Origin of the sequence: Neobacillus rhizosphaerae (assembly GCF_937468385.1) — a bacterium.
Taxonomy (GTDB): domain Bacteria; phylum Bacillota; class Bacilli; order Bacillales; family Cytobacillaceae; genus Neobacillus; species Neobacillus rhizosphaerae.
Map to the genome: position 1 here is coordinate 66,304 of NZ_CALBWS010000017.1, position 24,138 is coordinate 90,441.

Annotated in this window: 25 protein-coding genes; 10 read left to right on the forward strand and 15 right to left on the reverse strand. The window is 37.1% G+C overall.

Annotated features, from left to right (window positions below):
- Positions 1–88: 88 nt before the first annotated feature.
- Positions 89–628 (reverse strand): hypothetical protein, encoded by a 540-nt coding sequence (locus tag M5A78_RS13705; RefSeq protein WP_248735838.1) that lies wholly within the window; start codon positions 626–628, stop codon positions 89–91.
- Between the two features lie 14 nt (positions 629–642).
- Positions 643–2,331 (reverse strand): formate--tetrahydrofolate ligase, encoded by a 1,689-nt coding sequence (locus M5A78_RS13710; protein ID WP_319942292.1) that lies wholly within the window; start codon positions 2,329–2,331, stop codon positions 643–645.
- 230 nt (positions 2,332–2,561) lie between these two features.
- Here M5A78_RS13710 and metA point away from each other — a divergent pair, with 230 nt between their 5' ends.
- Both metA and M5A78_RS13720 read left to right on the forward strand, forming a co-directional pair.
- Positions 2,562–3,470: a homoserine O-acetyltransferase MetA gene (metA, locus tag M5A78_RS13715; protein WP_248735840.1), complete on the forward strand. Its 909-nt coding sequence runs from the start codon at positions 2,562–2,564 to the stop codon at positions 3,468–3,470.
- A 114-nt stretch (positions 3,471–3,584) separates the two neighbouring features.
- Complete coding sequence (locus tag M5A78_RS13720; protein WP_248735841.1) at positions 3,585–3,797, forward strand: DUF3892 domain-containing protein; 213 nt, start codon at positions 3,585–3,587, stop codon at positions 3,795–3,797.
- 97 nt (positions 3,798–3,894) lie between these two features.
- Here the strand turns inward: M5A78_RS13720 and mntR are convergent, their stop codons facing one another.
- Both mntR and M5A78_RS13730 read right to left on the reverse strand, forming a co-directional pair.
- Positions 3,895–4,371 carry a transcriptional regulator MntR gene (gene mntR, locus M5A78_RS13725; RefSeq protein WP_248735842.1) on the reverse strand — a complete coding sequence of 159 codons (477 nt, stop codon included), beginning with the start codon at positions 4,369–4,371 and terminating at the stop codon, positions 3,895–3,897.
- Positions 4,372–4,464: 93 nt separating this feature from the next.
- Positions 4,465–6,633, reverse strand: a complete 2,169-nt coding sequence (locus M5A78_RS13730; protein WP_248735843.1) for a DNA topoisomerase III — start codon at positions 6,631–6,633, stop codon at positions 4,465–4,467.
- A gap of 557 nt (positions 6,634–7,190) precedes the next feature.
- On the opposite strand from M5A78_RS13730, the gene cspD reads away from it, so the two are divergent.
- On the forward strand, positions 7,191–7,391 hold the full coding sequence (gene cspD / locus M5A78_RS13735; RefSeq protein ID WP_071459908.1) for a cold-shock protein CspD: 201 nt from the start codon (positions 7,191–7,193) through the stop codon (positions 7,389–7,391).
- A gap of 233 nt (positions 7,392–7,624) precedes the next feature.
- Here the strand turns inward: cspD and M5A78_RS13740 are convergent, their stop codons facing one another.
- Positions 7,625–7,786 (reverse strand): zinc-finger domain-containing protein, encoded by a 162-nt coding sequence (locus M5A78_RS13740; protein ID WP_248735870.1) that lies wholly within the window; start codon positions 7,784–7,786, stop codon positions 7,625–7,627.
- A gap of 45 nt (positions 7,787–7,831) precedes the next feature.
- Entirely contained in the window at positions 7,832–8,488 is a 657-nt protein-coding gene (locus M5A78_RS13745; RefSeq protein WP_248735844.1) for a reverse transcriptase-like protein, read from the reverse strand.
- Between the two features lie 184 nt (positions 8,489–8,672).
- Between M5A78_RS13745 and M5A78_RS13750 the strand changes: the two genes are divergently transcribed.
- Both M5A78_RS13750 and M5A78_RS13755 read left to right on the forward strand, forming a co-directional pair.
- Positions 8,673–9,092, forward strand: a complete 420-nt coding sequence (locus M5A78_RS13750) for an RNase H family protein (RefSeq protein ID WP_248735845.1) — start codon at positions 8,673–8,675, stop codon at positions 9,090–9,092.
- The gene (locus M5A78_RS13755; protein WP_248735846.1) at positions 9,089–10,006 is read left to right on the forward strand and encodes a DMT family transporter; all 918 of its coding nucleotides are present in this window, start codon (positions 9,089–9,091) and stop codon (positions 10,004–10,006) included. The genes M5A78_RS13750 and M5A78_RS13755 overlap by 4 nt, the downstream gene beginning before the upstream one ends.
- Positions 10,007–10,046: 40 nt before the next feature.
- On the opposite strand, the gene M5A78_RS13760 is transcribed toward M5A78_RS13755, so the two are convergent.
- Positions 10,047–10,316, reverse strand: coding sequence for a DUF6123 family protein (locus M5A78_RS13760; protein ID WP_248735847.1), 270 nt, complete (start codon positions 10,314–10,316; stop codon positions 10,047–10,049).
- A 41-nt stretch (positions 10,317–10,357) separates the two neighbouring features.
- Positions 10,358–10,849 carry a divergent PAP2 family protein gene (locus tag M5A78_RS13765; protein WP_248735848.1) on the reverse strand — a complete coding sequence of 164 codons (492 nt, stop codon included), beginning with the start codon at positions 10,847–10,849 and terminating at the stop codon, positions 10,358–10,360.
- Between the two features lie 90 nt (positions 10,850–10,939).
- On the opposite strand from M5A78_RS13765, the gene sspL reads away from it, so the two are divergent.
- Positions 10,940–11,074 carry a small, acid-soluble spore protein L gene (sspL, locus tag M5A78_RS13770; protein ID WP_248735871.1) on the forward strand — a complete coding sequence of 45 codons (135 nt, stop codon included), beginning with the start codon at positions 10,940–10,942 and terminating at the stop codon, positions 11,072–11,074.
- Between the two features lie 62 nt (positions 11,075–11,136).
- Here sspL and M5A78_RS13775 read toward each other — a convergent pair whose 3' ends face one another.
- From M5A78_RS13775 to M5A78_RS13795, 5 genes are all read right to left on the reverse strand, one after another.
- On the reverse strand, positions 11,137–12,030 hold the full coding sequence (locus M5A78_RS13775; RefSeq protein ID WP_319942293.1) for a 5'-3' exonuclease: 894 nt from the start codon (positions 12,028–12,030) through the stop codon (positions 11,137–11,139).
- Between the two features lie 74 nt (positions 12,031–12,104).
- Entirely contained in the window at positions 12,105–12,932 is an 828-nt protein-coding gene (locus M5A78_RS13780; RefSeq protein ID WP_248735849.1) for a sulfurtransferase, read from the reverse strand.
- Between the two features lie 14 nt (positions 12,933–12,946).
- Entirely contained in the window at positions 12,947–16,618 is a 3,672-nt protein-coding gene (locus M5A78_RS13785) for a dynamin family protein (RefSeq protein WP_248735850.1), read from the reverse strand.
- 339 nt (positions 16,619–16,957) lie between these two features.
- Positions 16,958–17,527 carry an isoprenylcysteine carboxyl methyltransferase family protein gene (locus M5A78_RS13790; RefSeq protein WP_248735851.1) on the reverse strand — a complete coding sequence of 190 codons (570 nt, stop codon included), beginning with the start codon at positions 17,525–17,527 and terminating at the stop codon, positions 16,958–16,960.
- Positions 17,528–18,616, reverse strand: coding sequence for a type III polyketide synthase (locus M5A78_RS13795; protein WP_248735873.1), 1,089 nt, complete (start codon positions 18,614–18,616; stop codon positions 17,528–17,530).
- Between the two features lie 853 nt (positions 18,617–19,469).
- Here M5A78_RS13795 and M5A78_RS13800 point away from each other — a divergent pair.
- From M5A78_RS13800 to M5A78_RS13810, 3 genes are read left to right on the forward strand one after another with little or no spacing between them, the layout of a single operon-like run.
- Positions 19,470–19,619: a cytochrome c oxidase subunit 2A gene (locus M5A78_RS13800; RefSeq protein ID WP_248735852.1), complete on the forward strand. Its 150-nt coding sequence runs from the start codon at positions 19,470–19,472 to the stop codon at positions 19,617–19,619.
- 22 nt (positions 19,620–19,641) lie between these two features.
- Entirely contained in the window at positions 19,642–20,118 is a 477-nt protein-coding gene (locus tag M5A78_RS13805) for a cytochrome c oxidase subunit II (RefSeq protein ID WP_248735853.1), read from the forward strand.
- Complete coding sequence (locus tag M5A78_RS13810) at positions 20,118–21,785, forward strand: b(o/a)3-type cytochrome-c oxidase subunit 1 (RefSeq protein ID WP_248735854.1); 1,668 nt, start codon at positions 20,118–20,120, stop codon at positions 21,783–21,785. Before M5A78_RS13805 ends, M5A78_RS13810 begins: the two co-directional genes overlap by 1 nt.
- Before the next feature lie 121 nt (positions 21,786–21,906).
- On the opposite strand, the gene M5A78_RS13815 is transcribed toward M5A78_RS13810, so the two are convergent.
- Both M5A78_RS13815 and M5A78_RS13820 read right to left on the reverse strand, forming a co-directional pair.
- Complete coding sequence (locus M5A78_RS13815; RefSeq protein ID WP_248735855.1) at positions 21,907–23,409, reverse strand: carboxypeptidase M32; 1,503 nt, start codon at positions 23,407–23,409, stop codon at positions 21,907–21,909.
- Between the two features lie 203 nt (positions 23,410–23,612).
- The gene (locus tag M5A78_RS13820) at positions 23,613–23,846 is read right to left on the reverse strand and encodes a DUF2249 domain-containing protein (protein WP_248735856.1); all 234 of its coding nucleotides are present in this window, start codon (positions 23,844–23,846) and stop codon (positions 23,613–23,615) included.
- A gap of 130 nt (positions 23,847–23,976) precedes the next feature.
- Here M5A78_RS13820 and M5A78_RS13825 point away from each other — a divergent pair, with 130 nt between their 5' ends.
- Positions 23,977–24,129, forward strand: a complete 153-nt coding sequence (locus tag M5A78_RS13825) for a hypothetical protein (protein WP_248735857.1) — start codon at positions 23,977–23,979, stop codon at positions 24,127–24,129.
- Positions 24,130–24,138: the final 9 nt, after the last annotated feature.

The window sequence follows — 24,138 nt, forward strand, 5'->3', positions numbered from 1 at the left end:
ATTTTTAGTATGAGGTCATAATATCTAGTTAAAATTATCGTACCCTTAAATTTGAACAATGTAAATATTTATAAAAAAATAAAACCGGCTAAAGAAGCCGGTTCCCTTTCATCGATTGCAACTGCTTTACAGTTATAATCATAAAATCAATCATTTCAATTAAATCATCCATTTGATCTTCACTTATTATTCGATCAAATTCCACTGTCATAATAGTAGTGTACTTTTTTTCTTCTTCTAGAGGGTTTGATTGTACAGTCTGAGTTACCTTCCTATTTGCTCCCCAAATTTCAGAGAGGATGGCTTGTAGCGCTTCGAAATCTATGGTTCCGGTTTTTTCGAGAAAAAAATGCAAACTTACATAGCACCCAGCTTGCCTATTTGACACCGAGCCCGGCAAGAGCTCAGCCGCCAAATTATTAAGTAATGCTTCGATTTCGATTTTTGCTGAAATTACACTCCCTTTATTTTCCGGTAATCTGAAGCAAAGATTAAACAGACGGGACATTTTAGCAATGTTAAGCATATCATTTCGGTCCGTTATAACAATTTCTCCACTAAGATCCCGATCATAAAGTGCTCCTTCAATAACCACTTTCATATTATCAAAGGCCGTTGGATCAAACATATACTATTTCTCCTTTAGAAAAGCCCCACTGCATTTCCATTTTCATCCACATCCATGTTTAAAGCTGCTGGTTTTTTAGGCAAGCCCGGCATCGTCATTACCTCACCTGTTAACGCAACTATAAATCCAGCCCCAATGGATGGTTTAAACTCTCTAACGTTAACGATAAAATCTGTTGGTCTGCCAAGCTTTGTTGGGTCATCGGACAAGGAATATTGTGATTTCGCCATACAGACTGCTAAATTTGACCAGCCGAATTTTTCAAAATCAACTAGTTGTTTTTTGGCCTTTGGAGAAAACTCTACATCCTTGCCACCGTAAACCTTTTGAACAATCGTTCTAACTTTTTGTTCAATCGAATCAGATAAATCATATAAAGAATGAAAATCATTTTCATCTTTTTCAATTACCGATAAAAGCTTTTCAGCAAGTTCTATGCCTCCTGCTCCGCCTTTTTCCCAAACTTCGGTTAAAGCAACAGCAACATTCTCTTTTTGACACCAGTCTAATAATGTTTGAACCTCTAAATCTGTATCAGTAATAAATTTGTTAATCGCAATAACAACTGGCAAGCCAAAGCTTTTGATCGTCTCAATATGTTTTTGCAAATTGGCAAATCCTAGGATTAAAGAGGAAATATTTTCTTTTTCTAATTCTGTTTTTGCGACGCCACCATGCATTTTCAAAGCACGAATAGTCGCTACGATAACAACGGCTTCCGGTTTAATACCAGCACTTCTAGATTTAATATGTAAAAATTTCTCTGCACCTAAGTCAGCCCCAAAACCGCCTTCAGTGATAACATAGTCAGCTAACTTTGCTGCTGCTATTGTGGCAATTACGCTGTTGCAGCCATGAGCGATATTGGCAAATGGTCCTCCATGAATAAGTGCAGGAGTATGTTCAATCGTTTGAACAAGATTTGGTTTTACAGCCTCTTTCAACAATAATGTTAAGGCTCCTTCAACTCCTAGGTCTGCGACGGTAACTGGTTCTTTATTAATATTATAGGCAACGACCATTCGAGATAATCGTAATTTTAAATCCTTTAAATCTTTCGCTAAACATAAGACAGCCATTATTTCTGATGCCACCGTGATATCAAAGCCATCTTCTCTTGGAACACCTTGGAGCGGTCCGCCAAGTCCGATAATCACTTTTCTTAAGGCGCGATCATTTAAATCCACAGCCCGTTTCCAAACGATTCGACGTTGGTCAATGTTTAGTTCATTTCCCTGCTGAAGATGATTATCGATTAAGGCTGCAAGCGCATTATTTGCAGTGGTAATCGCATGAAGGTCTCCTGTGAAATGTAAGTTTATGTCTTCCATCGGCAATACTTGAGAATAACCACCGCCAGTTGCTCCACCTTTAATACCCATTGTTGGTCCTAATGAAGGCTCACGCATCGCAATCATTGCTTTTTTCCCAATCCGAGTGAAAGCATCTCCCAGTCCAACTGTCACAGTCGATTTTCCTTCACCAGCAGGAGTTGGATTAATCGATGTAACAAGAATGATTTTACCACTTTCGTTTGTTTTAAGCTTTGTAAGCGCCTCATTGGAAATTTTTGCTTTGTATTTCCCGAATAACTCGAGATCGTCCTCTTCCAAACCCATTTTCATTGCGATTTCGACAATGTGCTTCATCGTCGATGCTTGTGCAATTTCAATGTCAGACTTCACAGTTGTTTTCATTACCAATTTAATCCCCCACATTCAACTAGAATAGAAATTACTTCTTTATTGTACCAAAAGAGCGCTTTCATTCCGATAACTAAATATGAACAAATTATTATCTTTTCTGAATTAATAATAATGTTTATAATGTTAATATCGAATTTTTAAAATATTCATTGACTTATATCTGCTTGAAGCAGTATTAATGGATGTAGCATTTTGTAATATGCAAAAGAAGAGGGGGAGATGGTCACTTGCCAATTAACATTCCAAAGCTTTTACCTGCTAGGGAAGTTCTAGAACAGGAAAATATATTTATAATGGACAATGAACGTGCTGGCAGCCAGGACATTAGGCCTTTAAATATACTCATTTTGAATTTAATGCCTGAAAAGGAAACAGCAGAAACACAGCTATTAAGATTATTGGGAAACACACCGTTGCAGGTAAATGTCAAGTTTTTAAAAACGAACTCCTATGAATCAACTCATACAAGTAAACAGCATCTTGAGCAGTTTTACACTACTTTCCCACAAATTAAAAATCAAAAATTTGATGGAATGATTATTACCGGTGCACCGGTTGAACTATTAGAATTTGACCAAGTGAAATATTGGTCCGAATTAACAAAAATTATGGATTGGACCAAACAAAATGTCACCTCAACCTTACATATTTGTTGGGGAGCACAGGCTGCACTTTACTATCATTATGGGATTAGTAAGTTTGAGTTACAGCGAAAATGTTCTGGAATTTATCCACATCGTATCTTCGAACAAAATGATATTCTTCTGCGGGGATTTGACGATCATTTTTATGCTCCCCATTCCCGCTATACTGATGTATCAATTGAAGCGATAAAGAATAATACAAACTTAAAATTATTAGCGGCCTCAGATGAAGCGGGGGCATTATTGATTGCTTCCCACGATCGTAAACACGTTATGATAACTGGACATCTGGAATATGAATCGGATTCACTGGCACAAGAATATGAACGAGATTTGAATAAAGGCATGGAGATCCATATGCCGGAAAATTACTTTCCAAACAACGACCCAACCCAGCCGCCAATTAATCGCTGGCGTTCCCATGGTCACCTGTTCTTTTCAAACTGGCTCAATTATTATGTTTACCAAGAAACCCCCTATTCCTGGGGTTAAAACAAGCATCGGTTTTTCCGATGCTTTTTTTCTAATTTCCGAGAATTTCGATAATCCCTTTTTGTTTATTAATCGTATATTAAAGAAAGAATAAATGAGAAAGGGGGCATTCTTTTGGAAACAATCGCTGCAGTTCATCGCAATCATTTTGGAGAAATTATTAGTTTTGTTACTTCCGGGGGACGGATCATATCCTACCGTAAAGCCTTAATGGATACTGAAAATGGTCTAATTCAAGGAATACAGGCTGTTCAGGATATGAACGGAACCATATCCTTAATCCCAGAAGCCGCTCAGTCATTTGACCATTATCCGAGTGTATTTTAAAAGCACCTAGCCATGCTAAGTGCTTCTTTTTTAAAATATAAGAATTTATAACATTGGACTTCGAGAAATGTCCAGCTCCAGGGGCCTTCCGCTTTTCTTATTCTTGTTCCTTTAGTTCTTGAACTTCTTTTATTGGATCAATCCGGTTCTGGTCTTCTTCAAAGAACTGTTTTTGAATATCTTTCAACGCATCAATCCGATTCTGGTCTTCTTCAAAAAACTGCACAAGATCTCCAATGCGATCAATTGAATCCCAGCTTAAATGATGCTCTATGCCTTCTACATCATTATAAATATTCTCTTCTTTTACTCCGATAGTTTTTAAAAACTGTTCTAACAAATCATGTCTAAAGACTAGGCGCTTGCCAATCTTTTTACCCTTAGTTGTCAAGACAAGCCCCCGATATTTTTCATAGACTAAATATTCATCTTTATCGAGTTTTTGAACCATTTTCGTAACTGAGGAGGGATGTACAGACAGCGCTTCGGCAATATCAGAGACTCGAGCATATCCTTTTTCTTCAATCAAAATATAAATTTGTTCGATATAATCTTCCATACTAGGTGTTGGCATCCCGTACCCTCCATTGTCCATAATCACTAAAAGTTTACTATAGAAAAAATAGAGTGACAAGGCTCTTTATCACTCAAATCCAATTATCTGGAACTATTTCAATGTAGCTTCTTCAAATAAAAGTCTTACTCTCTTTTCCTTTTCATCAAGAAAAAGCCTGGCATTAAAGGTTTTTTCCTTGTTTGTAAATCCTTCAATCAAATCTGTCTTTCCTTCCGTGAGAAGCAGTTTGATATTTTTCTGGGTAATGTTTTTCCCCAGGATTATTTTTGAAATGGTAAAATTGCATTGATTATTTTTATACTTGCTGCAGCCATAAAAGCTGCCCTTATCGATGACAAACCCATCGCATTTTTTACATGGCCCCAGCTTTGTCACTGCCTTTTTTCTCGTGTTTTTCTTACCAGGTGCGAAATTTTCGGAAACCTCTTTAGAAAAAGCCCACTTCGCTGATTGGTCTACACTTGATGAAATTAAATGATAAACCATTTTTTTGGTTTGGTCCATAAACTGCTTCGCGGAAGCTGTACCCTCCGATATCTCCTTCAGCTTTTGCTCCCACTTTGCTGTCATTTCCGGGGAAGCAAGAATTTCATGCCCAATTGCTTCAACCAAGATTTTAGCCTTTGCAGTCGCATAAACTACATTTTTTCTAACCTCAATATACATGCGGTCTTTTAACATCGTGATAATTCCTGCCCTGGTCGCCTCGGTCCCAAGTCCTTCAGTCCTAGTCAAGATTTTCTCGAGCTCTTTATCATCTATATGCTTACCAGCTGTTTTCATTAATGTAATCAATTGGCCCTCAGTATAGCGTTTGGGCGGCTGGGTCTGACTCTCTTTCACATCTACCTTTACAGTCTGGCCCTGCTCTCCTTTTGTCAGCAGTGGAAGTGCTGGGTCCTCATCATGTTCCTTTTGATTCAGAACTTTTCTCCAGCCATCATCGATTTGGACCTTGCCTTTAGAAACAAATGCTGCCCGTCCATCTACCAATGTTGTAATGGTGGTATACTCTGCTATGGCCTTATTATAATGCGCAGCGATTAAACTAGTAACGACTAAATCGTAGATTTTCCGTTCGTCTGGATCAAGCCGATCAAGATTCGGTATTTGTTCAGTTGGAATAATCGCATAGTGATCCGTAACTTTCTTTTCATTTACATATCGTTTATTATCTGTTATTGAAGCAATCGGCAATGGAAAAAAAACCGCATAATCCTTGATATCACTTAATTTATTTAAAATTCCCGGAAATCCAATGGCCTCCTCCTTCGTTACATACCGTGAATCCGAACGTGGGTAGGAGACGTTACCTTTTTGGTAGAGTTTTTGCATGACATCAAGTGTTTTTTTCGGCGAAAATTTAAAACGTTTATTTGCTTCCGCCTGGAGGGCAGAAAGATTATATAAGAGAGGCGGTAAAAATTCCTTCCTTTCCGAAATAACCTCGCTAACTTCAGCGGGTTTTTCACGGCAAAATGCAGCAATCTTCTCTGCTAATTCTTTTGTTTTTACACGAGTTTCACCATCGTTTTGCCATTTCCCGCTATACTTTTTACCGTTGATTAAAAAATGGGCTTGTACCTCCCAAAACGGCTCCGACTTAAAATTTTCAATTTCTAATTCTCGTTTTACAATTAGGGCCAGGGTAGGAGTTTGAACTCGACCAACTGAAAAGACATCAGAAAAACCCTTTTTCTGCAGAAGCAGACTATAAAGCCGTGATGCATTCATTCCAACGACCCAATCAGCACAGGCACGGGTATAGGCTTCATAATATAAGCTTTTTGTCTCCTTCTCGTCTAATAACTTTTTAAACCCTTCTCTAATAGCATTTGCAGTAAGTGATGAAATCCACAATCGTTTCATCGGTTTCCGGCAGTTTGTTAATCTTAGAATATTGCGGATGATTAACTCGCCTTCCCGCCCGGCATCGCCCGCATGAATAATTTCAGACACTGCCGAGTTGGATACCAATTTTTTTACGACTGAAAATTGTTTGGCCTTATCCTTCGTTACTTCGTACTCAAAGTGTTCAGGTATCATCGGTAAATTATCCAATGACCATTTTTTCCATCCCGGCTGATACTTTTCGGGTGAGACCAGCTGACAAATGTGGCCAATAGCCCAGGTCACATAAGCACCCTTCGGAAAAAGATCATTTGGAAAAATTTCAATGAAACCATTTTGTTTTTTATGTTTAAAGATGGAAGCCAAAGTTGACCCTTGATCAGGTTTTTCAGCAATTATCAATTTCATTTGAATAGCCCCTTTTTTTGCAAAAAGCGTCTGCTCTCCATTTTACCCACTATTTTAATTCCTCGTAAAGATTATATTTTGCTAATTATCCCCCATTACAACAGTTTATCATCATATTTATATTTATTGTTTTTTAATTGGAATTAATATCAATCTATGAATGTCACCTATATATTAGCAAACATTTTTATGATTAATGCTAAATTGTATGTCATAATTTTGACAAAATCACTTGTTAATCTTAAACGGTTTTATCTAAACAAATCAATAAAAAGCCACCATTTTATGACAGCCGATTAAACTTAAAAAATTTAAACGATATGTTGAAACAAAATTTGTGTTGATCTAGATATTATTTGTCTTTTCCACAAATTTAGTAGAACCTTTATTTTCAGTCAAAAAACCGCTTTCCTTTTCTTGACTGACCATTTCCGTTATTGTATATTTAAAGCATCATGTAACTGAACAATAGCATTCGCTATGGTATTTTGTTGCCTGATAATATTTAACTTTGACACTGATTTTGGTGTCTCGAAAGGCTTAGGAGGAAGAAGTACATGCAAAACGGTAAAGTAAAATGGTTTAACAATGAAAAAGGTTTTGGTTTTATCGAAGTTGAGGGCGGCGACGATGTATTCGTACATTTCAGTGCAATCCAAGGCGATGGCTTCAAATCATTAGAAGAAGGCCAAGAAGTTTCTTTTGAAATCGTTGAAGGAAACCGTGGACCTCAAGCAGCTAACGTAGTAAAACTATAATATTAAATTATAATGACAAAATAAAGGCTGACGAAAATCGTCAGCTTTTTCTGTGGAAATGGGGGAGAGCGTCGCAAAAATGAAGCTATTTATCTTGTCACAGTGAAAATATACATGCATTACTTTGAATTAGGTGAAGCCCTGATCTGGTTACACTGCATTTATTATGTTAGTGTACGACTCATTTTCAATTCATATCCATCCACTGGTTAGTAGTTGGAACTCATGATAGTCTATATCAGCTTTTTCCCATATTCCTGTAGTTTTTCGCCTACTGTGCATTGTGAAATGCAAAAACGATGTGCCATTCTCCTACCGCCTTCTTTTTTCAATTGTTGATGTAAAAAACAACCCTCACAGTATTGCTTCATTAAACTTTCTACATGACTAAACATTTCTTTTCTGACCGTATGCTCCACTAATTCGGTACACCACTCTTCTCATAGGATTAATGTTTTTGCAAAGATTTCCTTCCCTTCCAGCGCTTGGGTAGCTAGTTTATCTGCTTCCTTATTATCTTTTCTTGAAATCACGGTATACTTGGCCTCAAGACCAAGTGTTTTCATTTTTTCCTCAATCCGGTCCAGCCATCGGTTTAGCGTTTCTTCATAACATGGCCATTCCCCTTCCAGTTGCTTTAAAACTCCTTGTGAATCACCCTTAAATTCACATGATAAATGATGAACGCCCAACTCTTCCAAAATAGTTAATGCATAGTAAAATGCCGCATATTCTGCTTCATTATTAGATTCCAATTCATCCAAGCGCTCATTAGAGCGTATACGGTATTTCTTTTTTCCTTGTTTAAAAAACAGGACCACTCCAAGTCCTGCCTGATTCGTTTCCTTAAGAAAGCCGCCATCAAAATAAACGGTAATTTCATGGGGGTCATCCTCAATTTCTATCAACAGCTTTTTCATTTCCTTTAAAATCCAAGATGTCCCTTTTTCATCGTAAAAATACAAATCAGTTACTTTACCTGTGGCCTCTAGCTCTTCCCCAATTTGAACGGCTGTTTCACCTACTACCCAATCTGATGAAAATCGAACCTTCTCATTACTTTTTAATTTATGATTCCACTCAAGTCTATATTTCATTGATTTCAGCCTCTCATGAAAAATTTTACTTCATCACTTTATCCAAAAGGAAATGTTAGATTTACTTCATACTTAAATATATTCCTTTATATCATACCCACTTGTGCAATAGAAAAATATTTATCTGCATAGCTTTATTCAAATATGATAAACTTTCAGTAATAAAAAAGTGGGGGAAAGAATAGTGATTGAGGTATACATTGATGGAGCAAGCGCAGGAAATCCTGGACGTAGCGGGGCCGGAATATTTATTAAAGCACACGGCATAACTGAAAAATATTCAATCCCACTTGGAATAATGTCTAACCATGAAGCAGAATTTCATGCCTTTATTAAAGGACTGGAGATATGTCTGGAAAAGGGATTTGTCGATTCGGTCGTATCTTTTCGGACAGATTCAGAATTAGTCAATAAGTCTGTTGAAAAAGAGTTTGTCAAAAACAAATTATACGCTCCCTTACTTGAAGAAGCATTACAATTAGCTGGAAAGATAGAGCTATTTTTTATGAAATGGATTCCCAGTGCCGAAAACAAACTTGCCGATGAACTTGCCAGACATGCTATTCAAAAAAATCCAAGAGAGGAGCCTAATAATCAATCATGAAAAAACCAATAATGGCTGACTTATCTTTGCTCCTTGTTACATTAATCTGGGGCACAACTTTTGTGTTAGTTCAAAATGCCATTGATTTTTTAGAGCCTTTTTCCTTTAATGGAATTCGTTTCTTAATTGCAGCAATTTTACTTATTGTTTGTCTGCTCATTTTCGAAAGAAGGCAGCTTAAACAATTGAATTTCAAGATAATTGCTTCCGGTATTTTCATTGGATTTTGGCTTTTTCTTGGTTATGTAACGCAAACGATGGGGCTCTTATATACAACAACTTCAAAGGCGGGATTTATTACCGGCCTAAACGTAGTCCTGGTTCCTTTATTTTCAATGTTCTTACTAAAACAGTACCCTAGTAAGAATGCGATTCTTGGAGTATTAATCGCAACATTCGGTTTATTTTTGCTGACTATGACTGACGCAGCCACATTGAATATCGGTGATGGGTTTGTTTTTATTGGTGCTATCAGTTTCGCCTTGCATATTATATTAACAGGAAAATTTAGCAGTAAGTTCCCAACACTTTTATTAACGATTATCCAAGTTACAACTGTTGCCTTATTATCAATTGGTTCCTCATTCCTTTTTGAAGATTGGAGAAAGTCGCTTAATAAAGACATACTATTATCACAAGATGTCATCGTTGCTTTAATTATTACTAGTGTCTTTGCAACTGCTTTAGCGTTTTTTATTCAAACAAATTTTCAAAAATATACTTCTGCAACAAGGGTTGCCTTAATATTTGCGATGGAGCCCGTTTTCGCGGCGATAGCAGGGTATTTTTGGGCTCTGGAACGGTTATCAATTAGTGCTCTTTTTGGATGTATTCTCATTTTTACAGGAATGATATGTGCCGAACTGCCTACTAATAAAATCCCTTTGCTTAGGAAATCCGTGAAAAATAATTAAAAAACTCCCTTCAACTGAAGAAGAGAGTTCTTATTGTAGATTAAATAGCGAGCAATTCCTTTTCCTTAATGAACTTTATCGCATCTTTCCTAGTTCTTATTTTGTTCGAAGATAATGTTTCCAGTAATGAAACATAAAAACTGCCATCAAAGCTCTTTTGGACCTTTAATGTCATTTCAATTGCCGTATTGATGATTTCATCGGTCGCATTGGTGTAGTGTTTCCCGAAGTATATAAAACCAATTGCATCCTCTTGTAATTGGAATCCTTTCCCTTCGAGGTAATGCAGATAATCCTCCACTGTTCGCACTTACCTTACCATCCCTCTCCCTTTATTCTTAAAACATCCCTTTAAAATTTTAACTTAAAACACAGTAATTTCCTATCCTTTTTTGTACACAAGTGTCCAATGATGCCAATTAATAGCCCCAATAAAGCACCCCCAATTACTTCATCAGGTTGATGTCCTAACATTTCTTTTAGCTTGTTAGGTGCATTTTGTTTAAATTTGATGCTATCTTCTTTCTGTATTTTTTCAATTAAATCGTTCATTGAGTTTACCTTGAGAGTGAGTTCGCCTGTTTGCCTACGGACACCTTGAGCATCATACATGACAATTAATCCGTAGATAAGTGAAAGTGCGAAATCAAAAGTTGTCAGTCCTCTTTTTAGGGCAATATATGTGGTTAGTGTGGAGACTCCCGCTGAATGAGAACTTGGCATCCCACCTGTACCAAAAAACAGATCTGGGCGCCATTCTTTCTTTTTAAAATAATGAAGTGGAATTTTCACTCCTTGTGCAAGACCAATACTAAAAAGGGCTAAATAAACACCTTTGTTCATTTCGTTTTATCACCTCTATCATTAGTGTTAGAAAGCCCGAGTTTTATTATTCCTAATGGAAATACTAACTAAACAGGAGGTGAAACGTTGATGAGCAAAAAAGGAAATAACCGTGGTGTAAAAGCTCATGGGGTAAACCCACAAGGATATGGTCAGGATACTGAATTTGCTGAGGAACCAAAGAGCAAATTAGAAAATGCAGCAAAGAAGATAAATACAAAATAGTAAACCAACCCATATTTTGGTTCAATTAAAAAGGTTGTCCCAAATGGAGACAACCTTTTTCATTAGGAAATAATGGCTTCATCGAACGGCAGCAAACGTTGCAGGCCACGAAGCTCAATCTCCAACAATTTATTTAACGCTTTTTCTTTTTCAATTCTAAGTCCTGCTTCTTCTAATCCACAGCTTACCGGTACATCACATTTTATTTCAGCAAGCCTTCTCGACAGATGCAGCATATCTAAATCCTGCTCTATTTTCGTTTTATTAGATTTTGATAATCGTTCTAAGCTAGCGATGATGCCCTCAACATTCTCAAATTCCTGTAAAAGTTTTAGGGCTGTCTTTTCCCCAATTCCTTTTACTCCAGGATAATTATCACTTGGGTCCCCCATCAGTGCTTTTAAATCGATCATTTGCCTTGGTGTTATCCCCTTTTCCTCAAAGAAGGTTTGTGGCGTGTGGACAAGGTAATTTCCATATCCCTTTTTCATCAAAATAACGGAGATACTTTCATCAAGCAGCTGTAGGATATCTTGATCGCCCGTTAAGATGGACACATGCGCATGATTCTTTACTTGGTTGGCAATCGTGCCGATGCAATCATCCGCTTCGTAGCCCTCCAGGCCAATATTAGGAATATCAAAGGAAGCGACTACCTCTTTTACCAAGTCAAATTGTGGAATTAGCTCGACAGGTGCCTCTCCACGATTTCCTTTATAATCTGAAAATAACTCTGTTCGGAAAGTTTTACTTCCCATATCCCAGCATACAGCCAGATGAGAGGGTTTAAAGGATGAAACTGCCGTAAACAAATGCTTTACAAAGCCATGAATTCCGTTCGTCGGAATTCCTTTTGAATTTATCATAAATTGCCCTGATACAGCCGTAGCGTAAAATGCCCGGAATAACAACGCCATACCGTCAACAAGCATTAGTGAAGGTTTTTGATTTTCCAATTTCTCAGTCCTCCCATTTTTCTTGTTAGTAAAAACAACATGTGTCCCATTATATCATAAGATCGTCAGAAAAATTATTCGACTTTATTTTCCTTATAAGAAATCCAGTCACTAAAGCTACCGGCATAAAGCTTAACTTTTTCAAATCCGGCTTCCTTTAAAGCAAGAAAGTTGGGCGTAGCCGTTACCCCGGAGCCGCAGTAAACAATTATTTGCTGATTAGCATCAACATCTGAAAACCTTTGTCTCTGTTCCTCTGCTGATAGATATTGGCTCCCCTTGAAGCCCTCCATCCAAGGTTTATTAATGGCGCCAGGAATATGTCCCGCTTTCTTATCAATCGGTTCTTCCAAACCAAGATATCGTTTTTCTTCACGAGAATCAATTAACATCTTATTTATCTGCTGTTTTTCGACAACTTCTTTTACTTCTTCCACAGTTGCAATTAATTCAGATTTCAAGTTAACATGGAAATCAGCTTTTTCATACGAAGGAATGTTTGCTGTTAGAGGATAATTTTCATTAAGCCAACCGTTAAATCCTCCATCCAGCACATATACATGTTCATGGCCAAGGTAGTGAAGAAGCCACCAAAAACGCGCAGCAAAGGCGCCTTCTCCATTATCGTAGGCGATGATTGTTGTGTCATCACTAATTCCGGCATTTTCTAGCTTGCTTACCAATTCAACTACATTTGGCAATGGATGCCGGCCCCCATGCTCCCCGACTGTTCCTGACAAATCTTTTTCTAAATCGAAGAAGACAGCCCCTGGCACATGCTGATGTAAATATTCAATTTTTCCTTTTTGGGATTCTGCCAAAGAAAATCGGCAATCGACAATTCTTACATTTTTTTCATTCAAGTTTTTCAATAACCATTCCTTGTCTTTAACATATTTCATTCATAATCCCTCACTTATTCGGATAATTTCAATGAAAGCTTTTGTTGTATCTCGGTCAAAAGTTCGGTCGAAACTCCACCATCTAAGGCCGAAAGCAGGCTTAAATAAAAATCATCTGCCTGATCTTTCATTTGTCTTATTAGACGGTTGAATTCGATTGTTAATTCTTTTGTATAATGACGATTCAAACGGCCAGATTCATGCTGCAAATAGTCGTCAGCAAGTGATTGTAAGACGTTAGAAAGTTCATCGCTCATGGATTTTTTTTCATTTTTTTCAAAAAAGGACTTTGGATTTTTAAAATAAGACATTGCTTTCATGAACAGCTGCTGATTAACATCCTTAAAGGCAATTGGAAAATCAATTTCTTCACCCTTACTTTTTTCAAACACAGAAAATGAAAGGTCTCCGTTGATTTTATAAAGATGTTGAAATAGCCCTGATTGATAATCAACAATGAGTTTTTCAGCAAACCGTTCTAATCTTAGCGTTGTTGCCCTCATTTCCTGCGTGAAATCATAGCCTAAACTCTCTAGAAATTCTTCAAGCGCGGATTTCAATGCCTTTTTCAAATTGCGCCCGTCGTCCCTGAGTGTGGAAGGGTTAAATGTCTCTTTAAAGAAATCACCAAAACGTAAAAATACTCTTTGGTTAATATAATAAATTAATTCTTCTGCCTCCTGGTTCATACGGTCATGAATAGTTGCAGCGGTTTGCTCTACAAATAACTGATACATTTGTGCCTTTTGCTTTTCAATTTCCGCTCGTTTTTGCTCTTTAACGACCTTATCTTCGCTAGAGCTTTGAAGAAGTTTGGCTACTAATTCCTGAACACGCGTCAATTCCTTTTCTGCAGTGGAAATGGTCATTTCCGTTAAGTCATTGGAAATAAACTGATAAAAAGCCTTCTCAAAAAGGTTCATACCTGAACTTGCATGAAGTGATGGAGTCGTCTTTTCATTTAAAGCAAGCATGCTTGATAACGAATAAAGGTGTGGATTTCTTATTCCATATTTTAGCAGCTGCTCCTCGACATATTCAACCACTGTTTCCTTCTCAACTTCATTTTCAGCAAGATCAATCGCATTAATAAGGAAGAACATTTTATCCATCTCAAAGGATTCCTTCACACGACCCAGCTGAATCAAAAACTCTCTGTCAGCTTTGGAAAAGGCATGATTGTAATACGTGACAAACAATATGGCATCTGAATTTTTAATGTAATCGAAGGCAACTCCTGTATGACGAGCGTTAATGGAATCCGCTCCCGGCGTATCAACTAGTGTGATTCCTTTTCGTGTTAACTCACAATCATAATAAAGTTCAATCCATTCTACATAGCAAGATTTTTCTTCCTTCGCGACAAACTCGTGAAATTCGGTTACATCTGTTTCCTTGACGGTTCCGAGCAATTGACGATAGGAGTTGGAGCCTTTTTTAAATGCTTGTAAAAAGGCAAAATGTGTTTTTTCCAATACACCTTCCTGCCCCTTCTCGAGCATAATCTGATCGATTATGTTTGAAGCCTCCGCGAAATCTCTAGCGTGTAAATCAAAAACCTTTAGTGAACGATTTACATCCTCGATCATGATGTCTGGATCCTTAAACTTGACTAGAACAGTTCCATGCGGATGTTTTGCAGAAATCGGCTTGATTTTATTAATGGCAGCAGTAGTCGGATTAGGCGATACAGGTAACACCTTTTCTCCCATAAGAGCATTGGCAAATGATGATTTCCCTGCGCTAAATGCACCAAATAACGCTACTGTAAAGCCCTTGTTTTCCAATCTCTCTGCTTTATCTGTTAATTCTTTTGCAAGCTTTTGAAAACCCGGCAGTTCTTTAACTAGCATTGAAGCATGATGGAGTTTCTCGGTTGTGAATTTCAAGTTATTCTCTGCTTGTTGGGTGTCACTTTTCGAATTTTCAAGATTGATTTCTGCTTCAATTGTTTTATCTAAGATGTCTGTTTCTCTTTTTAATGTGCCAGTGGCTTCTTGAGAATGAATTACTTCATATTCCTCTTCCTCTTGTGCAAAAAGCTGATACACATCTTCCTCGAGACTTTCTGATTGCATAAGCAGGTCATCTATGGTCTTTTCTCTTAAAAATATAGTTTGTTCCTGCTTTTTTATTGCTGATATTGCATTTAGATATCTCCCCATTTTGCTAATTTCCTTTTCATACTGCTCCTTTACCTTTAAAGCCTGGTCATTTAAGGCGGCTAAAAAGCTCTCTTTAAATTCAGAAAGTTGATTTCTCGCAATTCTTTTTATTTCATGGGCCACATCTTCTGTGTAATGGAGAACATAGTCTCCGGTAACACGTGCACCTGACTTCACCGTAGTCGTTAATAAATCGGGGGGGACTTGGATGGAAAAGGATTGGGCTAAGCTCTGAAGTTCGACTTGATGAAGTTCCGTTTCTTTTAAGTTTAAAAGTAAAAATTCACGTAAATGCCACTCAAGCTGTGATTTTATGTTTTCAAGAAGATCTTGATAAAAACTGTCTAGTCGCTTATTCTTCTCCTCCAAGGTTTTTTGCTTGGAGAACAGGAAGCCTACTCTAAACTCAGGCTGACAGCTTTCCAAATAGCCTTCAGCTAATTCCCTTGTTCGAAAAGGCATCAAATATGCATTTTTCATGATTTGGGCTATTTTCTTCTCAAACTCGTTTTCTTTTTCTCCTGAACCATCTTTTATCATCTTAAGATCAGAACTAATTTTTTGATAAGCTGTTGATAATTCTTGTTTTTCTTGCTCTGATAATTCATTTAGGATTTCAAGAATCGGGGTGAGATTTTCTTGTTCCGCCTTATTTTCCTCGTTAATATGGTCTTGGGCAATTTTTCTTAATGAATGATAAATGGACGGAATTAACATTTGGTCTTTGGTAGTCAATTTTTCCGCAATAAATCTTTGAAGGTCACTAAATTCATTGAAGGGGTGGTCTTTATGCTTTAATGAAGTATAAAAAATCCTGGCCGGCTTTACACCCCATGAAGCAAAGGAATCGACAACACTGTTTTTAAAGTCAGAAAAACTTAATTCCTCCTCTTTATGTTTGTCGATTTGATTGATAACCAAATAAACCTCTTTCCCAGCCTCAGACAATTCTTTTGTAAATAAAAAGTTCAATTCAGCTTGAACGTGGTTATAATCCATTACATAAAAGATTAAATCAGCCAGATGGATGGCCGATTCCGTTGCGACCCGGTGGGCATCATCGGCAGAATCAATACCTGGTGTATCCATAATGACCGTATTCAACGGTAAACGAGAATCGCTATGGCTTATCTCCAATTCTTCAATTTTGTCCCCGTCTTTGCAATAATTTTTTACTAATTCATAATCATAAGGTGCTAAATAAAGTCTAGGTGTTTCATGTTTAAAAAATACCTTAGCATAATCCTCACCGGATTTTACTCTCACCAAGTTTGCACTTGTCGGTATCGGGCTTGATGGCAGTAAATTCTCACCGACCACTTGATTAATCATTGTCGATTTTCCTGCTGAAAAATGTCCGCAGAAGGCAATTAGAAATTCCCTATTCTCTAACTTTGTTGCCAACTGTTTTACTTTTCCGGCCTGCTCGGTATCATGATGCTCGATTAAATATTCATATATCGAAACGATTTTACGTTTTAGAGTTTGAATGGTTTCTTTCTGATTGTCTGTTTGTACCATTTTTAATTATTCCCCTTAATAACATAGTAATATTTTTTATTTTATACGATAATTCAAACTTTTCCTATCTTGACATCCCTTTTACCAAAAACAATTATAAACAACAAAAAGGCCAAGGTGAGGATCCTTGGCCAATTAAATAAGCTATTCATTGTTGGGTAACATTTTTTAAAACGTGCTTCATGACAAATGCATAAACAATTATGGTGCCGCCGACAAAAGCATAAGTCATATGTAACACCTTCCTTTTTAGACTTATAGTGAGAATGATTTTCATCGTTAACAAAATTTTAGCACAGCTGATAATCATTTTCAATACCACGAGAGGAACTGTCACATTTATTTAACAAACTTCGGAAAAAAGCGATTACTGTCCTGAAACTTACCTTCATACTCTGTTAAATTCCTAAGGGCTTTTTCCTCTTCAGGAATTCGAACTGCAAGCATAATCACATTTAATACAGTAAACAAAAAAGCCGTAAAATAAGCGGTAAAGAACATTGGAATAACGATTATTTCAATAGAAACAACAAAATAATTAGGATGCTTAATAAAACGGTATGGCCCTTTTTTGATAATATCGGCATTAGGCCTAACAATAATTTTTATGTTCCAATACCTTCCAAGTGAGGTAATCACCCAAATTCTCATTAGTTGAGTACAAACAAAAATGAATAATACCAAAGGCCATATGGGAGATAATCCTCGATTAAAAAGGGTCTTTTCAATGAAAAAACTGACAAAAAACAGCAGGTGCATTAACACCATATATTGATAATGCTGTGTTCCAAATTCAATAGCTCCTTGCTGCTTCATCCAATTCTCATTTCTTTTCGCAACAAAAAGTTCAATCACTCGCTGAAGGATGATAAATGCAAATATAAAAATGAACGGAAGAAAATCAATCATTCATTGCCACCTCAAAAGTAGTAATTCAGAACTAAAGCCTGGACCAAGGGCAGTACAAAGCCCTAAAGACCCGGTTGGAATATTCATTTCCATGTAGCGCTTTAACACATAAAAAATAGTTGCTGATGACATATTTCCGAATTCTTTTAATACTTCAAGAGCAACATCAATCATCGATGAAGGAATACCTAGAGACGTAACATATGCATCCAATACTTTTTTACCCCCAGGGTGGGCAATAAAACAGTCAATTTCCTCCAATCCAACGTTGTATTGCTTTAAAAATCCAGTTACATTTGGCTTTAACCAGTTTTCAATAATTCGTGGGATATCCCGTGAAAAAACAACATTCAATCCTGTATCTTTCATATCCCAGCCCATCACATCTAAAGAATTAGGCATAAGTGTCGATTGGGTTGCATGAATGGAAGGTATCGTTTCCATTTTCTTGAAATCACTCATAACGGCGGAATCACCGCAAACCAACACACAGGCAACTCCATCGGCAAAAAGAGTCGTTCCAATTAAATTACTTTTTGACAGATCATTGCGCTGGAATGTTAAACTGCAAAGTTCAACAGATAGAACCAGAACTTTGGCATTTGGGAATGCTATGCAATATTCAAATGCTCTTGATAAACCGACAGCCCCCCCAGCGCAGCCGAGTCCCCAAATCGGCACCCGTTTCGTATGCGGATTAAATGGTAATTGATTCATGATTCTCGCTTCAATACTCGGTGTCGCAAAACCGGTTGTTGAAATAAAAAAAATCGCGTCAATATCATCATAAGGAATCTTCTTTTTTAGAAAGTTGTCATTATGTAAGCACTTCTCAACTGCTTCTTTCCCTAGCCTGACAGCAGAATCGATATAGGCATCATTCTTTTCTGCAAATGAATGATTATGATGGAACCACTCAATATCTTTGACAAAATGTCGCTTCTTAATTTGTCCATTTTGGAAGGCTTTCATTAATCTCTCTATATCTTTAAATGAATCGGCAAAAAGCTCTCTTGCAAATTCCGACGCTTGGTCTTGGTTAATTTCATGAGGAGGAATAACCTCTGCAATTGACATAATCGTAGGCATCATCATACTCCTTTACCACTTGTAAGGGTATTTTTACCAATTAACCGAAAATTATTCAGAGAATCCTTAGGCAAAAAAAAACTTCCCGATTAGGGAAGCAAACGTTTTGAAGGTTGTTGTTGTGCACTTAAATTATAACGCGGATTTGGACTTCCTTCATTACGCAATCATTTCCAATTTTCTTATCAAAAACCTTGTATGGTCATACCTTCGTCAATGAAAAGGGTCTGTCCATGAACATAAAAGCACCTTAGGAGCAGTGCTTTTTTAAGATTCATTATTTTACTGGTTGTGTTTGAACTTCGATTTTTATTTTATTTCCTGCTACTATACCGCAAATTTTGCAAATTGCGGCTTCATTGTATAAGAGTCGACATTTTTCACAATAATACTTCTCCACAAAAACACACTCTTTTCTGAAAGAAAATATGGCATTATTTTTAGCCGATAGGAAAGTATAACTTCCTTTCAGTCATAAGTGTTACGACACCTCTGTCTTCGCCCATAGAGGCTCTCCAATCGGCAGGTTTTCTATATCATATTTTAAATACTTCAAAGTGTGACTCCCTGTCAAAAAACCGGAATTAAAAGTATGTGAAATATTTATCAATTACTTTTATCACAGGTAAGGTGTGATTGTTCATATATTATTCACATTTTTTTCACATTTGTTCTCGGAGAATTGTGATATTAATCACTGTTATATCAGGTTTTTAACACTAACATAGTAAATATCTAAGAAATGAACAATTTGTGAACTAACAAATTTAGTGTTTTACTTTCACAATTGTTTTGTATTATGAAAGAGAACTTATTTAATTAATTTTCAATTTTCCGAAGGGAGTGTAGGGGGATGGCGAAAGCGGAATTAAAAACTAAACAAAAAACAGTAATCGAAGACAAATCCTCCCTTAAAGGGACATTAGCGTCCGTTTTCTTTGTGGGAGCATTTATTATTGTCACTTGGGTAGGTGTCTACTATCTTTTCTTAGAACGTTTTTAATGATAGAGGGGGGGAGAAATTTATGCATATGCATAAATTAGAAAAAATTTGGCTTATTTTTGGAATCAGCGCACTCGTGGTTTTCTTAACAGTAATTGGAGTAAGCGCATTTTATCTTGGTAACAAGCCACCAAGCTGTTTAACGACTATTGATCCTGAAAAGGTCGATCAACAAAAACCATTTGATAAGCCTGGCCTTAATAAGGTTGAAGGAAAAGCTTGGGACTACGAATTAGTCTTTGTCGCATCAGCCTTTTCATATAATCCTGGAAAAGTAGAGGTACCTCTAGGTGCAAAGGTGAAAGTTATTGCCACAACGAAAGACGTTATTCACGGCTTCAATGTTGCTGGTACTAATATTAATATGATGCTTGAACCTGGCTATGTAAGCGAATATACAACCACATTTGACAAAGCTGGTGAATATTTAATTGTTTGTAATGAGTACTGTGGTGCTGGACACCATTTAATGAGTTCAATGATTGAGGTGGTAAAATAATGGCTAACGAAACAGTTGCAAAAGTAAAGGTTGACCCGCGTGATGCAAAGCTTTCAATGGCACACTTTTTTGTTGCCTTTTCGGCTCTTGCTCTAGGCGGATTAATGGGACTCTTACAAACACTTGTTCGCTCTGGTAAATGGGAACTTCCATGGGGAATTGATTATTATCAAGTCTTGACCGTTCATGGTGTATTATTAGGACTTGTATTAACAACCTTCTTTATAATGGGATTTCAATATGCTGCTGTGAGCAGAACAACTGGGGGCCATTCAAACGCTGCAAGACGCTTGGGCTGGATTGGTTTTTGGATCATGTTAATTGGAACCTTAATGGCCGCGACCATGATTTTACTTAAGGAAGCATCTGTTCTTTATACGTTTTATGCACCACTTAAAGCACATTGGATTTTTTATTTAGGATTAACTTTTGTCGTGGTCGGCAGTTGGATTGATGGTGCTGCTCAGATTATGACCTATGCAAAATGGCGTAAGAACAATCCAGGTCAACCAAGTCCATTATTAAGCTTTATGGCGGTAATAAATACGGTAATGTGGATTGTCGCGACACTGGGTGTAGCTGCAACTGTCCTTTTCCAATTACTTCCTTGGTCTCTAGGATTAGTTGACACTGTAGATGTTCTTGTCAGCCGAACATTGTTCTGGTATTTTGGACATCCATTAGTTTACTTCTGGTTATTACCAGCTTACATGTGCTGGTATGCCATTATTCCAAAAATTATTGGCGGCAAAATTTTCTCAGATTCGTTAGCACGTTTATCGTTTATTTTATTCCTGCTCTTCTCTATCCCAGTTGGTTTCCACCACCAATTAACGGAGCCAGGAATTGATCCCGCTTGGAAGTTTTTACAGGTTATCCTAACTTTCATGGTTGTTATTCCATCATTAATGACTGCATTCTCTTTATTTGCAACTTTTGAGAGATATGGCCGCAGTAAAGGAGCAACAGGCCTGTTTGGCTGGTTTAGAGTGCTTCCTTGGAATGATGCACGTTTTACCGTTCCATTTATCGGAATGGCGGCTTTTATCCCTGCGGGTGCAGGTGGTATTATCAATGCTTCCAACCAAATGGATCAGGTCGTTCATAACACTATTTGGATAACTGGACACTTTCATTTAACATTAGCAACATCTGTTGTGTTAACATTTTTCGGAATTTCTTATTGGCTGATTCCCCATTTAACTGGGCGAAAATTAACAAAGGCAATGAATAAATTAGCGATTATTCAAGCTTGGGTGTGGTTCATTGGTATGACTTTTATGTCCGGTGCGATGCATTTCGAAGGTCTGCTTGGCGGCCCAAGACGTTCTGCTTTCTCCACTTATGGAGGTGCAAAGCAAGCGGCGGAATGGATTCCTTATCAAGTTGCCCAAGCAGTTGGCGGTTCCATTTTATTCCTAGGCATTATTCTAGTACTGATCATCTTTGTTAATCTTGCTTTCTTTGCTCCAAAAGGAGAAGAAGAATTCCCAGTGGCAGAAGCAGAAGACAATGCAGAAAAGGCACCAATGGTGTTTGAAAACTGGAAATTATGGCTTGGTATTACGGCAGCCCTTATTCTTTTCGCTTATACGATACCGTTTATCGATATCATTCAAAATGCACCTCCAGGTTCCAAAGGATTCCAGACCTGGAATAAATGGTAAAAGGACGAAAGAAAACCTGATTAGTACGAAAAAGGCCTCAATCTAATCGATTGAAGCCTTTTCTTTTTGAATTTTATTAAGAGACGACTTCGGAAGATTAATAAGCAATACAGATTTTTCTTCAAGTTAACTGATAAACCTCTCCATACTTCTCATATAGATAATCTATTAAATACTTAGCATTTAATCCTTCACCAGTGATATCTTTTAATAGCTCTAGAGGCTTTTTCATTTTTCCATATTGATGGATATTTTTCGTCAGCCATTCTTTAATTGGCAGTAAATTTCCTTCCACTAACAATTGATCAAAATTAGGGATATCTTCAATCATTTTATGCTTAAATTGTGCTGCATACATGTACCCTAAGACATACGACGGAAAATAGCCAAAGCTCCCCCCCGCCCAGTGGACATCCTGGAGAACACCTTGAGCGTCATTCTCAGGACGAATTCCTAAGTACTGCTCATACATATCATTCCAAATTGTTGGCAGATCTGCCACTTCAATCTCGTCATTAAATAAACCCTTTTCAATTTCATAGCGAATAATCACATGAAGAGGATATGTTAATTCATCTGCTTCAATTCTAATGAATGATGGCTTGGATTCATTAATCGCACGATAGAAATCCATAATGTCAACTTGATCGAACTGGCCATTTGCAAAAGTCTTTAAAAGTCCGTAATTATTTTTCCAAAATGGCAAGCTTCGTCCGACGATATTTTCATAGAAAAGGGATTGCGATTCGTGAATGCCCGTTGAAGTTCCTGTGCATAGCGGCGTACCAATCAAGTCTTTTGCAATATTTTGTTCATATAACGCATGACCACCTTCATGAATCGTTCCGAAAACTGCGGTACGGAAATCATTTTCATCATACTTTGTTGTCACGCGAACATCACCAGGGTTTAATCCAATAGCAAAGGGATGGACGGTTTCATCCAATCTTCCTGCATTGAAGTTATAACCCATTTTAGCGAGAATTTCTAAACTAAAATCTCGTTGTTTTTCCTTCGTAAATGCTTCAAAAAGAAAATCAGTTTTAGGCTTATTGTCAGAATCAGCAATCTTTTTAACTAAGGGAATGATTTTATCCTTAAGTTTATCAAAAACCCCATCTAATACTTCGATGGTCATACCGGGTTCATACATATCTAATAAAACATTATATTTATTTTCTTCATACCCCCAATAGCTGACAAACTGTTTTGTCATCGCTACCAGCTTCTCTAAGTAAGGACTAAACAGTGCAAAATCGGCTTTTTCCTTCGCTTCCTCCCATACATTTTCTGCCCTTGATTGAAGAATCACAAACTCTTTGTATTCTTCTGCAGGAATTTTCTTATTCCGGTCATATTCTTTTTTGCATTCTTCAAGAATCTTTCTAGTGGTTTCAGGAAGTTCCTGTTTAGATAAATTGGCTATGTATGCGGCCATCTCTTCAGAAGTGGACATTTTAAAAACTTCCGAAGATAACATTCCAATCACTTCTGACCTCTGGTCTACCCCCTGCTTTGGAGCTCCTGTTCGTAGATCCCAATAAACTAACCCTAATGCCTCATTATAAGCAGACATTTTCTTTACATACTCCAAAAACTCCTTCTCTACTTGCGCTTCATTCATTTTAGTACCCCCTTTTTATAAACAAATTTTATCATATTTTTCTGAAAAGTAGAAAGCAATGGAAATTAAAAAAACAACAGAAAGAATTTCTGTTGTAAAATAAATGGATAGGGATAAGTAGATGGTACCTTGAAATAAGTATTAATGTAAAATGCTTAAAGAGAGTTAAGTATACTAAAAATTCAAACACTCTTGCATAAGAATTACTTCTTACTAATTGCTACTTTCCAGGTTTCAGGACCTTCTTCTAGGTAGTCCCAAGAAAATTGTTCTGTTCGTTCCATCATAAACTGATATAAAAGCGGTCTTGGATCGTGGTCGTTCACTATCATCATCGTCTCGCCAGCTGCCAATTCGTCAAAACCGTTAAAAATCGTTGGATGTTTTTCGCGTGGGGGAAAATCTGGTACATTAATAACTTTTGCGTAAGTTTGCATGATTATCACTCCTTTTAGTTTGTTAACTTCACTTTTATTATATGAAAACATCTTCGACCATTAAGTGCTTCGTATCACACTTAACACATGTTTTTTTTTATACTTTTGGAAACTGCCTGGAGGGCAAGGAATGAAGGAATTAGTCGGTTTATGCATAAGCTGTAACAAAGAAATCTTTTGTCTAGACGGATTTTTTAATGGTGTCATTACCAAAGAAAAAGAGAATTATTGTTTTGAATGCTATCAAAAAATTTCCAAAATTGAAGAAAAACCGCAAAGCTGAGCTTTGCGG

What these genes read in the sequence shown, in the direction of transcription:
- M5A78_RS13705 (WP_248735838.1), bottom strand. Translation starts at nt 628, where the DNA reads ATGTTTGATCCAACGGCCTTTGATAATATGAAAGTGGTTATTGAAGGA.
- mntR (WP_248735842.1), bottom strand. Translation starts at nt 4,371, where the DNA reads ATGCCAACACCTAGTATGGAAGATTATATCGAACAAATTTATATTTTG.
- M5A78_RS13730 (WP_248735843.1), bottom strand. Translation starts at nt 6,633, where the DNA reads ATGAAATTGATAATTGCTGAAAAACCTGATCAAGGGTCAACTTTGGCT.
- cspD (WP_071459908.1), top strand. Translation starts at nt 7,191, where the DNA reads ATGCAAAACGGTAAAGTAAAATGGTTTAACAATGAAAAAGGTTTTGGT.
- M5A78_RS13740 (WP_248735870.1), bottom strand. Translation starts at nt 7,786, where the DNA reads ATGTTTAGTCATGTAGAAAGTTTAATGAAGCAATACTGTGAGGGTTGT.
- M5A78_RS13745 (WP_248735844.1), bottom strand. Translation starts at nt 8,488, where the DNA reads ATGAAATATAGACTTGAGTGGAATCATAAATTAAAAAGTAATGAGAAG.
- M5A78_RS13755 (WP_248735846.1), top strand. Translation starts at nt 9,089, where the DNA reads ATGAAAAAACCAATAATGGCTGACTTATCTTTGCTCCTTGTTACATTA.
- M5A78_RS13765 (WP_248735848.1), bottom strand. Translation starts at nt 10,849, where the DNA reads ATGAACAAAGGTGTTTATTTAGCCCTTTTTAGTATTGGTCTTGCACAA.
- sspL (WP_248735871.1), top strand. Translation starts at nt 10,940, where the DNA reads ATGAGCAAAAAAGGAAATAACCGTGGTGTAAAAGCTCATGGGGTAAAC.
- M5A78_RS13780 (WP_248735849.1), bottom strand. Translation starts at nt 12,932, where the DNA reads ATGAAATATGTTAAAGACAAGGAATGGTTATTGAAAAACTTGAATGAA.
- M5A78_RS13785 (WP_248735850.1), bottom strand. Translation starts at nt 16,618, where the DNA reads ATGGTACAAACAGACAATCAGAAAGAAACCATTCAAACTCTAAAACGT.
- M5A78_RS13790 (WP_248735851.1), bottom strand. Translation starts at nt 17,527, where the DNA reads ATGATTGATTTTCTTCCGTTCATTTTTATATTTGCATTTATCATCCTT.
- M5A78_RS13795 (WP_248735873.1), bottom strand. Translation starts at nt 18,616, where the DNA reads ATGCCTACGATTATGTCAATTGCAGAGGTTATTCCTCCTCATGAAATT.
- M5A78_RS13800 (WP_248735852.1), top strand. Translation starts at nt 19,470, where the DNA reads ATGGCGAAAGCGGAATTAAAAACTAAACAAAAAACAGTAATCGAAGAC.
- M5A78_RS13805 (WP_248735853.1), top strand. Translation starts at nt 19,642, where the DNA reads ATGCATATGCATAAATTAGAAAAAATTTGGCTTATTTTTGGAATCAGC.
- M5A78_RS13810 (WP_248735854.1), top strand. Translation starts at nt 20,118, where the DNA reads ATGGCTAACGAAACAGTTGCAAAAGTAAAGGTTGACCCGCGTGATGCA.
- M5A78_RS13815 (WP_248735855.1), bottom strand. Translation starts at nt 23,409, where the DNA reads ATGAATGAAGCGCAAGTAGAGAAGGAGTTTTTGGAGTATGTAAAGAAA.
- M5A78_RS13820 (WP_248735856.1), bottom strand. Translation starts at nt 23,846, where the DNA reads ATGCAAACTTACGCAAAAGTTATTAATGTACCAGATTTTCCCCCACGC.
- M5A78_RS13825 (WP_248735857.1), top strand. Translation starts at nt 23,977, where the DNA reads ATGAAGGAATTAGTCGGTTTATGCATAAGCTGTAACAAAGAAATCTTT.